Origin of the sequence: Paenibacillus borealis, from assembly GCF_000758665.1 — a bacterium.
Classification (GTDB): domain Bacteria; phylum Bacillota; class Bacilli; order Paenibacillales; family Paenibacillaceae; genus Paenibacillus_AQ; species Paenibacillus_AQ borealis.
In genome coordinates, this window is record NZ_CP009285.1 from 6,470,099 (window position 1) to 6,483,082 (window position 12,984).

The 12,984-nt window shown below is 51.0% G+C and carries 12 protein-coding genes; all 12 read right to left on the minus strand.

The features are described from left to right. Positions 1-17: 17 nt before the first annotated feature. The 12 genes from mreD to murC all read right to left on the minus strand — a co-directional run bounded on the left by mreD (position 18) and on the right by murC (position 12,979). Entirely contained in the window at positions 18-548 is a 531-nt protein-coding gene (mreD, locus tag PBOR_RS27410; protein ID WP_081972208.1) for a rod shape-determining protein MreD, read from the minus strand. Then, on the minus strand, positions 548-1,423 hold the full coding sequence (gene mreC, locus PBOR_RS27415; RefSeq protein ID WP_042217050.1) for a rod shape-determining protein MreC: 876 nt from the start codon (positions 1,421-1,423) through the stop codon (positions 548-550). The genes mreD and mreC overlap by 1 nt, the downstream gene beginning before the upstream one ends. A 58-nt stretch (positions 1,424-1,481) precedes the next feature. After that, positions 1,482-2,516 (minus strand): rod shape-determining protein, encoded by a 1,035-nt coding sequence (locus PBOR_RS27420; protein WP_039300524.1) that lies wholly within the window; start codon positions 2,514-2,516, stop codon positions 1,482-1,484. 39 nt (positions 2,517-2,555) lie between these two features. Further along, complete coding sequence (gene radC, locus PBOR_RS27425; protein WP_042217051.1) at positions 2,556-3,245, minus strand: RadC family protein; 690 nt, start codon at positions 3,243-3,245, stop codon at positions 2,556-2,558. A gap of 20 nt (positions 3,246-3,265) precedes the next feature. After that, complete coding sequence (locus PBOR_RS27430; protein ID WP_042217052.1) at positions 3,266-3,874, minus strand: Maf family protein; 609 nt, start codon at positions 3,872-3,874, stop codon at positions 3,266-3,268. Between the two features lie 37 nt (positions 3,875-3,911). Further along, a complete protein-coding gene (locus PBOR_RS27435; protein WP_042217053.1) occupies positions 3,912-4,157 on the minus strand; it encodes a DUF4321 domain-containing protein in 246 nt (81 codons plus the stop codon). 284 nt (positions 4,158-4,441) lie between these two features. Next, positions 4,442-5,746, minus strand: a complete 1,305-nt coding sequence (locus PBOR_RS35740; protein WP_052429655.1) for an SPOR domain-containing protein — start codon at positions 5,744-5,746, stop codon at positions 4,442-4,444. 91 nt (positions 5,747-5,837) lie between these two features. Next, the gene (locus tag PBOR_RS27445) at positions 5,838-7,025 is read right to left on the minus strand and encodes a glycosyltransferase (protein WP_042217054.1); all 1,188 of its coding nucleotides are present in this window, start codon (positions 7,023-7,025) and stop codon (positions 5,838-5,840) included. Positions 7,026-7,199: 174 nt separating this feature from the next. After that, positions 7,200-8,372 carry a glycosyltransferase family 4 protein gene (locus PBOR_RS27450; protein ID WP_042217055.1) on the minus strand — a complete coding sequence of 391 codons (1,173 nt, stop codon included), beginning with the start codon at positions 8,370-8,372 and terminating at the stop codon, positions 7,200-7,202. 575 nt (positions 8,373-8,947) lie between these two features. Further along, positions 8,948-10,135, minus strand: coding sequence for a GGDEF domain-containing protein (locus tag PBOR_RS35745; RefSeq protein WP_052429656.1), 1,188 nt, complete (start codon positions 10,133-10,135; stop codon positions 8,948-8,950). 57 nt (positions 10,136-10,192) lie between these two features. Next, positions 10,193-11,305, minus strand: coding sequence for a GGDEF domain-containing protein (locus PBOR_RS27460; protein ID WP_218918865.1), 1,113 nt, complete (start codon positions 11,303-11,305; stop codon positions 10,193-10,195). A gap of 297 nt (positions 11,306-11,602) precedes the next feature. Then, complete coding sequence (gene murC, locus PBOR_RS27465; protein ID WP_042217057.1) at positions 11,603-12,979, minus strand: UDP-N-acetylmuramate--L-alanine ligase; 1,377 nt, start codon at positions 12,977-12,979, stop codon at positions 11,603-11,605. Between the last annotated feature and the right edge of the window lie 5 nt (positions 12,980-12,984).

The following is a 12,984-nucleotide window of genomic DNA, read 5'->3' on the forward strand; positions in this document are numbered from 1 at the left end:
GAAAATGCAGCAGCGGCTTAAGCAGCTTCTTCTTTGCGGGTCTCTTTCTTCAGCAGCTCAAGCTGGCGCCGGAGCGGAATGTAGAGAAGCAAGCCGATAGCAAAATGAAACAGCATAGTAGGCAGCATATGGTGCAGAAGCGCCCAGTTATAAGGCTGCTGGCTCAGGTTAAAGACGCTGTAAATGGCAAAAAGCATGCTGTCCTCCAGCAGGCTGCCCAGCAGCACCACCGTCATCATCAGCGGCAGCGGTGCGCGCGGAATCTGGAATATCAGACCTATCAGATATGCGGATAATCCCATTGCGAAAGAATGTGCCCCCAGAATGCGACCGTAGAACACCACATCATGCAGCATTCCGAAGGATAAACCAAGAATAAGTGCCGTATGCCGGTGATGGTATACCGTCACAAACAGAATTACGATAAACACGAGATCAGGAATAATCCGCATCTCCCAGGCGTTCGGGATCAGCCAAGGAAGGATTGTGCCTTCAATGATAAATAAGAGGAACAACAATAGAATTAGAACGGAGCTTCGCATCCTCACTATTCTGCACGCTCCTCCGTAAAGACAACGAAGAGTTCCTTCCAGTCCTGGAATCCTGCTGCCGGCTTAATGATTGCAGTAGAAGTTAAATAATCTCCTGTCTTCACCTCTTGGACTGTACCGATGGTCATTCCGCGCGGATACACTCCGCCACTACCGGAGGAGATAATGATATCATCCTTGGCAATTGGATCTCCTGCGGGAATTTTGTTCATCATCAGCATTCCGGTCTGCTGGTCGTAACTTTCAATCATCCCAAAGGTATCGCCTTCCTTGTTAAACACTGTCGCCGCGATCGGCGGCTGCGAATTGGGATCATGAATATCCATCATCGTCATCAGCTTGACGGTAGAGGTGAAATTACTAACATTGCTTATGACCCCTACAAGTCCCTCGACAGAGGTTACAGACATATTCAGCCTGATGCCGTCCTTCGCCCCGAGGTCAATAACGAGCGTGTTATTGCTCGGCTCTGTCGTCACGCTGACTACGTTAGCGATATGATATTCATAGTTATACAGATCCGTTTGCGCCTTAGTGAAATGAAGATCTTTTTTATAATTTTCATTCTCGGCCTTGATAAAATTATACTGCGCTTTATCCCGGGCGTATTGTGCAGCCAGAATCTTAAGCTCCTTGTTCTCTTCCGCCAGATCATGCAGATTGCCGATATCTTGGAACAAGCCCGCTACGTATCCAGCGGGCTTGTAGAACAAATTCTGCACGAAACCGGTCGTATCCCTGAGGAAGTTCTCCGGCCAGGACAAGTTTTTCCTCTGCCCCAGGCTGAAGCCCATCAACACAATAAACATAACCAGTGTAATCAGCAATATGAATAAACGTTTATTATTAAACAGCTTAAACAGTTTCAACACCCTCTAACAACCGAATTTCTCCCACATCAGGGGTTGACGTTCACAGGTCAGAATTGTCCTAGCGTTTGGAACGAAGGCTCGAACTGCTGCGGCTCTTGAACAAATGAATATTCTCCAGTGCCTTGCCTGTACCAATAGCAACACAGTCCAGCGGATTCTCGGCTACGATCACCGGCATTCCGGTCTCACGCGCCAGCAGCTTGTCCAGGTTACGCAAAAGCGCACCGCCGCCTGTAAGCACAATCCCGCGGTCCATAATGTCAGCAGCAAGCTCCGGCGGACATTTCTCCAGCGTAACTTTGACAGCTTCAACAATAGCGTTTACTGTATCCGACAACGCTTCACAGATCTCATCAGAGGTAATAGTCAGCGTCTTCGGAAGTCCCGTTACCAGATCGCGGCCGCGGATTTCCATAGTTTCGGCTTTCTCGAGCGGCAGAGCGGAACCCACATCCATCTTCAGCTGCTCCGAGGTGCGTTCCCCGATCATGAGATTATACTGGCGTTTGATATATTGGATGATGGACTCATCCGCTTCATCGCCGGCTACGCGGACAGAACGGCTTGTTACGATACCGCCGAGCGAGATGACTGCCACTTCGGTAGTTCCTCCGCCGATATCCACAACCATACTTCCTGTAGGCTCCCATACCGGAAGATCTGCTCCGATGGCAGCGGCAAAGGGCTCTTCAATGATATAAGCCTCACGCGCTCCCGCCTGCTTCGTTGCATCTTCAACGGCGCGTTGTTCAACAGCCGTAATTCCGGATGGTACACAGACCATGACATTCGGGTGGCGCTGGAACATCGAGCGCTGCTTCTGTGCCTGGCGGATAAAATATTTGATCATTGTAGCCGTAGTATCAAAATCGGCAATGACCCCGTCCTTCATCGGACGAATGGCACGAATGTTGCCCGGTGTGCGTCCGATCATTTTTTTGGCGGACTCCCCTACAGCTTCAATCGTCTTAGTATCAGTATTAATGGCTACCACGGAAGGCTCTCTTACAACAATCCCTTTACCGCGCACGTAGACAAGCGTATTCGCTGTCCCCAAGTCAATTCCTAAATCTTTCGTAAAACCACCTAACATCTTGTATGCTCCTTTTCCTTGTGGATCTAGACAATTGTATTACATATAACCTTTTTCTTTCAAACTTACAAAGCTGCTGTCACCGATGACCAGATGATCCAGCACGTCGATGCCGACGATTTCGCCCGCCTGCATCAGCCTTGAGGTCAAGGAGATGTCTTCAGGACTCGGCGTCGGGTCACCGCTCGGATGATTATGTGCGCATATAATAGCTGCGCTGCTGCATTTCATGGCTGCCCGGAACACCTCGCGGGGATGCACAATGGAGGCGTTAAGGCTGCCCATGGACAATGTTTCCTGCGCAATAACATGATTCTTCGTATTCAGAAACAAGCAGATGAAATGCTCCTTCTGCAAATAACGCAGCTGCTCGGTTAGAATCTCCGCCGCGTCCTGGGGACTGCGGATGATAACCGGTTCTGTAAGCCGGGAGTTCGCCATGCGTCTTCCCAGCTCTATGCCTGCTTTCAGTTGCACGGCCTTGGCAGGGCCAATGCCTTTGATTGTTGTCAGTTCTTCAATGCTCAGGTCCGCCAGTCCGCGGAGGCCGCCAGTAATGCCGAGCAACCGCTGGGCAATATGAATAGCTGATTCACTCTGCGCACCCGTGCGCAGCAGAATAGCCAGCAGCTCCGCCTGACTTAATGATTCCGCCCCATAATGCATCATGCGCTCTCGTGGTCGTTCTTCATGGGGGAGGTCACGCAGCATAAATGATTGCGACTCCATCCCTATCCCTCTTTCCTCTGCTATCCTTGCCGGTTCAGCACAGAAATGCCGAACCCGGACAACATGCCGCTTAGCAGCGACAGCGGCAGACCGACCACGTTAAAATAACAGCCTGCAATCTCGTCCACCAGGGTGGCGCCAAGCCCTTGTATTGCATAAGAGCCGGCTTTGTCGGCAGGCTCTCCGGTCGCTATGTAGGCGGAGATTTCATCTTCGCTCATTGCTCTCATAGTTACAGAGGTTACCCGGTGATCTACCAGGGTTCGTCCCTCTGCAAGACCAATACAGGCCACCCCGGTATATACCTGATGCGTTCGGCCCTGCAGCATGGACAGCATCTCAGCGCTGTCCCGCTCGTCCACCGGCTTGCCGAGCACCTTGTCGTCAAGCACAACAATCGTGTCGCTGCCGACAATAACAGCATTCCGTTCACCGGCTGCAGGGATTACTGCCTCCGCTTTGCGCAGAGCCAGATTCCGCACGATGGTCTCAGGTGTCCATTCCGGTGGCGTACTCTCATCAGCATCACTGACCAGAACCTCGAAAGGCAGGCCAAGCGAGGCTAACAGTTCACGCCGCCGCGGCGAACCCGAGGCAAGAATAATGTGTCGCGTGTTGTTATGCTCCACTGTAATAAACGTCCCTTCTTGATGCCGGCAGTGAACGCTACAGTCTGCGGTACAGCCATACAGCTGTTATAATTCCGGCAAGACTGAGCAGGCACAATTTCAAATGGATAGTGATGTCATAGGTTATGATGTCCAAATCGGCTTGCGGCGACCACTTGAGTACAGTCGAGGCTGTAAGAAAAGACAGAGCTTTTACAGGTTCCAGCAGCTTGGCAATCCAGGCTCCGGCCAGCCAGCCCAGAATTAGAAATAACAGCAGTGTTCCTACATTTTTCTTCTTCATTTTGGTCTTCCCTCGCCATTTTTTGACACCCTAATTATTATACGGTGAAACGGGGTTCAATACAAACGCAAAATCCATCCAGGGAATGTTTACCACTACCGGGCCGTATAAAGCCCGATTTCACCGGTCTCCGCCAGCCGTGGTCCACTAACATTATCCGAGTCCGGCACAATAGGCAACTGGTTTATCATGCAACAGCTATACTTGCGCACAACACAACAATCCCCCGTCCGGCAAACAGCCGGTACGGGGGATTGGCAGCATCCTATACAATTCGATGGACGTCAGCTTATCGCAGTCAACAGGCTTTTTTGTCCGGTCAAAAAGCTCATCATAGCTTCCTGTACTTCCCAGAGCAGGCCCTCTGCCTTATTCTTGCCATACTCGTTCAGTGCGGATATCCCCCTGCTCATGGATTTCTCCAATCCTGAGGCAATGCCCTGGCCTTCCGGAGACAGCCCGGACTCCAGCAGCTTGACCGCCTGGGTCCACTGCATATGAAGATCACTTACCGCTGAGCTGTCTGTCACACTGCCCGCACCGCTCAGCAGCGAAGCAGACAAGCCGCTCAGCTCACTTAACAACTGGCTGCTGATTGCGAAATAGCTGTCCACTGCTTCCGCCGTTCCGTTATAGCTGACCTGATCCACAGCGGGCAACGCAACTTCCCTTACATACAGCTCGATGCCCTGATTCTTCAGGCCGCTGCTGAGCAGCTTGGCCTGCTCGCGGTCAGGCGACATCCCGGCGTACACCCGGTTGCCGTCCGCGGGATCCAGACCCGCAGCAAGACCTGCAGCCAGCAGCTCCTGCTGAGCCTGCGCAGCACCAGCCGGTGTGCTGAAGACACCGTATTGGAGCAGATAATAGCTCTGCGCCGCAATCTGTACGGGAACATGCACTGCCACTGCTTCACCGGTTCCTTCAACCGGAACGCCGGTGATATCCGCTTCCGTTCCCCCGTCAGTGACATTCTGGCTCTGGACGGTTCCCGTCTGAATAGCGGTGCTGCCGTTTCCATTCCCGGTGCCGCTCCCCCCGCTGCCGATGAAGGACAACGCGGCATAGCCGAGCAGGATTCCCGTACCTAACGCTCCCGCTACGGACAGTGCGAACTTCCACCAATAGGAGGGGCGCCGGGTATGGTAGGAGCCTCCATACAGATTCCCATTCATGCTGAACTGCCCGAACCGTTCCGGCTCAGGGTCCCGTTCATCCTCAAACAACGGGTAATACTCGCCTGGTCCGTTATCATCTTCCCTGTAATCCTCTGCATAAACAGGAATGGTGCGTGTTCTTGAGTCAGGGATAATAGAATACTGTCCAGTCTCATATTCTCCATCTGAATCATCCCAGTTCCGGCGGCGCGGACCGGAGGATTTCATATAAGATACTTCGGCGGCGCGGGGGGGTTCTTCCCGTTCCAGATCAACTATATATTCATCTGCACGGAGATGCGTAGTGGTTCTGATCTCCTCACGCTGTCCCCTGTCTTCAAGCTCCAGGGTTCTACCAGGTTCCCTTACCATCCGGCGGTCTGCCATCTCCGCCTTCCGTTCTGCCGTCTCCCCGTCAAACCGGAATGTCATTCTTCCGCTATTCAATGCCCACACCTCGCTATCTTCAGTTCTATACTGAAATATATGATAGATGTGAGATGGTTATGCTATTTTAATATATTTACACCAAACTAAGTACTTTCTCCCTAACGCCTTCCGCGGCGTAATGCTTCAACAGCGTCCGGTATGCCTGATCCGCAATAATGGAGCCGAGCTCCGGCGTCGTAAGCAGCTTCACCAGATGGCCGGCAAAAACTGCGGTCGTGCCTGCGAGCAGAATATCCCGTCCAGTTTCACAGATTAATTCCTCCGAACCTCTCAAGCTGCAGACTACCGGAGTCCGCAGCGCCCAGGCCTCCAGAATCTTAATCGGCCCCCCGCAGCCTTCACGCAAAGAAGCAACCACGGCACTGGCCCGGCGGATGTAATCGGCTGTATGTTCAACTTCCCTGACAATTTCAATAGTAGCTTCATTGTGTGCCAAGGCTGCAACCTCCGGATGCACTTTATCGCTGATGATATAGCACCGGAAATCCGGCACCTCCGCTCTGATCAGCGGGTATATCTTCTTCAAGAACAATAAGGTCACATTCTTGCCCTGACCGGTATTCATATTCCAATGAAGGACAATGGATTTCTCCTTGATTACTGTCTCTCGGCAGGCATAAGCAGGCTCCCTCAGGTCGATGTAAGGCGGAACGACATGCACCTTGCCTGCATCCGCGAAGGATAGCGCCTTAAAAGAAAGGGCATCCCATTCTGTAGCGGTCAGCAGCAAATTGGTCTTGTTCATTAATCTCCGCTCTTCCCGGCGGATCAGTGCGGCATTCAGCTTATGATAGCTTTTGCTGATCCCGCGTTTACCAGCCGCCCCATTCTCCAGCACTCTGCTCCCGAAACGGTGGGCGTCTGTAATAATGACCGCCTCCGGAAGCAGTGAGGATACAATATCCAGGCAATTACTTAGCATATAGTACGAAATAAACACATGACTATACGTATTCAAGCGGCACATCTCAGTGATTTCCGCCTGTAAAGACTTATCCGTACCGATCAGCGGAGAAGGTGAGCGCAGCTTGTTCAGCGGGTACAGCAGCGATCTCTGTGCAGCAGAAGAACGCTTGACCTGATGCACCGTAAGCGCAGGTCCAGGCTCTACTGTTAATTCCCTGCGGTAATGGCAATACTCGAGCAGATCAATATCAAAACGCTCCAGCAGAATATCAAGAAAATTCTCTGTTCGTATTTCTCCTTCTAAATCTTCGGGATATTGACTCTGGGCTGATAGGAACAGCATTCTCTCTCTCATGGCTATAGCTCCTTGGTTCTATGTAAATAGTGATCATTGTATACAAAGAAAATAGGCCGGATTACATCCAGCCCTCATTTATGAAACTTTAGATGTAGATCAATAGTAACGCAATTCTCCTCAAAAGAATGTCGATTTATGGGATATAATAATTTTTTTTGTGTTCCCTTATGATTAGACCAGGCTAAGCAGCTTCTCCCGGACACTTTCCACCTCATAGTTAGCCAGCAGGGTCTGGTAGGCACGGTCCGCCAGCACTAACCCCTTTTCATGATCCTGCAATAATAGCGTCACGCTTTCGGCAAAAGTAACCGGATCATCGGCAATCATAATATTCGCGGAATGCTCATACAGCAGCCCTTCTGCTCCTTTGGTGCTTGAGACGACAGGAGTCTTGAGCGCCCAGGCCTCAAGGATCTTAAGCCTTGTTCCGCTGCCTTCCTGCAGAGGGGCGATCACAACCTGCGCCTTCCGTATATAGTCCGCCACACTATCGACATACCCGGTGATGATGATGGAGGGGTCGTTATCTGCCAGAGCGGCAACCTCGGGATGCACATCCCGGCCAACGATATACCATTTGATGTCCGGAACCCTGGCTTTGACGAGCGGATAGATCTGACGGTAGAAGTAGGTAGCTGCATTAATGTTCGGGAAGTAGTTCATATTGCCCGGGAGAATAATCCACGGCTCTTTCGGATAAAGCGTATTCGTCCGATAGTCACCCATACGTATGAAGTTGGGAATCACGTGGACCTTAAAGGAATTTTTAAAGGAAAGTGCCTTGAAGCTCAGTCCGTCCTGTTCGGATGTGGTAAGCAGCAGGTTGGTCTTGTCCATCAGCTTAAGCTCATCTCTGCGCGTCCATGCTGCATTAAGGGAATAAAAAACTTTGGCGATCCCCTTCTTCCTGCCGGCAAGCTGTGCAGATAATCCGCTCTCAAAGTTATGCGCGTCCGTGATAATTACAGTGCCAGGCAAGGAACGGCGGACAATGTCAATGCAGCAGCCAAGCAGACTATGCGAAATAAATACATGGCTGTATGCATGCTGGCTGCAGAGCTCGGTAATCTTCTCCTTCATATCCACATCTACATGGCTCATATAAGAGCAATTGCGCCATTTGTACAGGGAGCGAAGCATCGCTTTGCGGTAATTCATAGTACGCTGCACTTCATGGACGGTAAGGGATGGTATGGCTTCCGGCTCTTTGGAACCAGGATAGGTTAAGAGATCCACATCGTATTTGGCGAGTAATATATTCAGAATATTGCCCGTTCTCAGCTTGCCTCCGCTATCCTGCGGAAATGGATTCTCTGCAGATATGAATAGCAATTTCTCCTTCATGGCTTCTTCTCCTACTCTCCATTTATCTGTCTGTCTCCCTGGCAATGCCAGGTATCTAGCATATATTACCCCAAAGTTCTACGGAGTTTTGTCGTTTCTTGGCTGCTGCGAAAATAATTTCAAAAAAATGTAATTTTGCGAAACGTGGTTAACTCAGAAGTGACATGGTTAGTGAGGAACAGAAAAATATGGAGACTCCCATCACTGGAGCCAAATTTGCCATAGTTGTGAAGCCCGGACGCAAAACAGCGCTGCTCCAATAACAGGAGAAGCGCTTCGCTGCTTAGATATGTTGTTCTATATAAAACGCACTTTAGAAGACAACTAATCAAAAATGTTGTACGTATTGCAACTTGGCTTCCCATATTCCTAGGTGTTCGGACAGATTGTTGTATGAAATACAAGAATGGTCCCGAAAAGCTGCTTGGAAGAGGAGAAATGCTGCAGTTTGTACAACAATTTCGGATTTGGGCCGAAATGATGAGAGGAATGTTGTATTATGGGCAGGATTTCACAAAAAAGCAATCAGATCTCCGACCCAGGCAGCGGGTTGAACCCGTGAGCCCCTTGTACACTCAGGGATGTACTCCATGCTCCCCCGCGGCATAGCCATAGCTTCGGACCACACAGTTTCGTCCGCGCTGCTTCGCCTGGTACAATGCGGTATCGCTCAGCTTGTACAACATATTGAGCGGGACCCGCTCCCCCGAGACGATCGTGATCAGACCGATACTCACTGTGTATGAGAGCGGTATACCTTCAATGGTGGCATCCAGCACAGACCGGCGCAGACGCTCAGCCACCTCGCCGCTTGCTTCCTCATCCGACCGGTGCAGCAGCACGGCAAATTCTTCACCGCCGAATCGCCCGAACAGGTCACCGTTGCCGAGCTGGCGCTCAATTCTGCGGGCAAAGTCGCGCAGCACCTTGTCCCCCGTATCATGGCCATAGGTATCATTCACCTGTTTGAAATGGTCCACATCCAGCAGCAGGAACGAGAAGGGCGCCACTTCCTTGGCAGCGGCAGCAATCAGAGGACGGGCACGCAGCACGAAGGCTCTGCGGTTAAGGATGCCGGTGAGCTCATCATAGGTGGCTGCGCGCTCCAGTTCCGCATAGGACTGCTCCCGGGAGAGCAGCATAAAGCCGGCAGTTCCGAGAAACATCAGCAAATATATTCCGATATAGAAAAAGACATGTATCCATTCACCGAGGGGCGAGCCCTCAGGCGGAAGATAGGCCAGTCCGCTTGCATTGCAAAGCAGCGACAGGATAACAATCCCGTACAGCAGGCCCATAATTTCCTGCAGCGGTGTTGTTCTCACTTTCCAGCATAGCATATAGGCAGGATAGACCAGCAGCAGCGCCCCCGCAAGCGAGGCAGACGCAATAAGCCGCGGGACATCCGGAGACAGCAGATACAACAGGAGAAGACCAAGTGAGGCGCTTCCGGTTAATGTATAGTAAATCCGCTTAACCCGTTCGGAATAGACATCCAGAATTTTGAGCAACGCGAAGATTTCTGCGGTTCCTCCGGCCAGATTCAAGAGAATAATACAGGGAAGCACAAGCTTAAACTCCCGGTATTCCCTTAACAGCAGAAGGATCATAATCACCAGCTGCAGAATTTTGGCCGTCAGGAACAACAGGGATGTACCATCTTTCGGATAACGCGACCGGTAAGCCAAGGTAAGCATAACCGTAAAGAAATTACCAAAAAAGAGACACGCCAGCAGTGTCTTGAAATCCAAACTGGCAGCCATAGTATCCCCCCCTTGCTCATCAATGTCATTATGTATGATGTGTATAAACCTGTTCTTTTACCCGGCTCTGACCACACGGTCCCGCCCGTCCTGCTTCGCCTGATATAGCGCCCTGTCACTAAGCTTGTACAGGGTATTCAAGGCGGTGTGCTGATCAGGCAGTACTGTAACGATCCCGATGCTGATGGTGTACCCGCCGTCAAGGCTGTCTGCCGAAGCCTCCTTCACGGCTTCCCGCAGTTCTTCCGCCCTGCGGCCGCTGTTCTCCACATCCTGCCCATAGAGCATAATGGCGAATTCTTCGCCGCCTATCCGGCCGAACAAGTCACCGTTTCCTAACCGGCTTTCAATGGTAAGCGCGAAATCCTGGAGTACTATATCGCCTTTGTCATGTCCAAATGTATCATTCACTATTTTGAAATGATCCAGATCAAGCAGCAGCATTGAGCAGTATTCTCTCTTTCTTGCCGCCATTGCCAGCTTCAGCTCAGCCTCCATCAGGAAAGCCCTGCGGCCAAGGATTCCGGTAAGACTGTCATAAGTGGCTATGCGCTTCAGCTTCTCATAAGAATGCTCATTGGAGAGCAGAATAAACACCGCAATTCCCCCGACCAGCATCAAAAACATCCCAAGGTAATACAAATACTGCGCCGGATTAGCCGTCAGCGGTCCCATCTCCGGTTCCAGAATCAGCGCGGCAAAGGACCGCACGAGCATCACGGCAGCAATGGTGTAAAAAACGCCGCCCATTATTATCTGGAGAGGTGAACGTTCTTTACCCGCTGTCAGACGGTACCCGGGATAAATCACAAACAGCATTACCCAGAGTGAAGTCGATGCCACCCGCAGGTTCGCATGGTTGAAGAACAGCGCGACGATAATAAAACTGAGAACACTTCCTACAACAAGCCCCGAATAATAGAGCTTCGCCTTACGGTCCATCATCCCCATCATCATCAGCAGGGACGAAATTTCCAGACCGCCTCCACCCAGAATAAGCGCATTGCTTAAAGGAACGGCGATCCAATGGGGAATGTAATCCCACAACAGAATTGAGCTCCAGAAGACGACCTGAATCCATTTGGCAGTAATAAAAAGGATCGAGGCGATATCTTTGGAGAATTGGTAGCGGTAAAAGGTAATCAGCAGGGCGGAAAACAAATTCCCCAAGATGAACAAGTACAACAGTGTCTTAATATCAAGCTGAAAGCTCATGAACACACCACCAAATATGCGGGAATACATTCTTTTTTTCAGGACAAAATCATTCACAAGCTATATCGGCAAATGGACGGTCTAATTTCACTTCTAAATTCACAGCCAGCCGGATATCCCCAGACACAAAAAGAAGAAACGGCTTCGCTGTCCTTATTCAAGGAACGAAAACCGTTTCCGTCAAAATGCCTAGCTATCCTATTGCTTGCCTAAAGTGATAAATGTAACCTGCATAGAATCGCCTAATCCATCTTAACGATTCTTCAGACTATCCGCCAGCGCATACCCGACCTTCCAGATATCACCCGCACCCATCGTAATCACCAGATCACCAGGAGCAATGCGGTCCTGCAGGTCAGCCAGCACAGCTTCCTTCGTCGGCAGATGCCGTGCGCCGGCATTGCTGTTCTGCACAATCAGCTCCACAAGCTTCGCGGAGGTGACTCCCTCAATCTGCTTCTCGCCGGCAGGGGAATAGATATCGGTAATAATCACTTCGTCCGCTTCGCTGAACGCACGGCTGAACGCATCCAGCAGGAAGAAGGTACGCGTGTAGCGCTGCGGCTGGAACACGGCGATAATCCGTTTGCCTGTTGCCTTGGCAGCACTAATGGTGGCCTGAATCTCCGTTGGGTGATGCGCATAATCATCAATGACAAGAATCTCGTCGATCTCTCCCAGCACCTGGAACCGCCGTTTGGCACCGTGGAATTTCACGATAGCTGCAGCGATAGCTTCAAAGGTAATGCCGGATTTCAGGCAGGAAATTACCGCCGCCATTGAATTATACAGATTGTATTGCCCCGGAATCGAAAGCTCGATGCGGCCCAGAACCTCAGTACCATGGTTCATCGTATACGACACCTGGCGGTCGCCCAGAACAATATCGGTCGCTATATAATCCGCAGCCTCCGAATGAATGCCATAGGTGATAACCGTACCTTTCACTTGAGGCAGCAGAGATTTCACATTCTCATCATCCGCGCACACAATGGCCGTTCCGTCCTCACGCAGCTGGTTCATAAACTGTACATAAGCTTCCTTCAGCTGGCCGAAATCACCGCCGTAGTTCTCCAGATGGTCGGCTTCAATATTCGTTACAATCCCCAGCCAGGGATGATATTGCAGGAAGGAGCCATCACTCTCATCCGCTTCGGCAACGACGAATTCCCCTTGTCCTGCCTTGGCATTCGTACCGACATTCATGATCTCCCCGCCAATAATATAAGTAGGGTCCACTCCGCAGTCTTCCATAACCAAAGCGATCATCGACGAAGTGGTAGTCTTGCCGTGCGCACCTGCAACAGCCACACCTTTGCGCTCATTCAGCAGCCGGGCAAGCATCTGCGAACGGTGAAGAATCGGTATTTTGAGACGCTCGGCTTCCACCCACTCCACGTTGTCTGACGCAAGCGCCGTAGAATATACGACCAGATCTGCACCTTTGACCTGTTCTGCCGTGTGTCCAATGTAGACCTTGGCACCTTTGGCAATCAATTTCTCCGTTAACTCTTGGGCAGCTACATCAGAACCCGTAACTGTATATCCCATCTCCAGCATCACCCGGGCAATCGCGCTCATACCGTAGCCGCCGATCCCTATAAAATGCACACGTTCAGTAGTATCCAACAGTT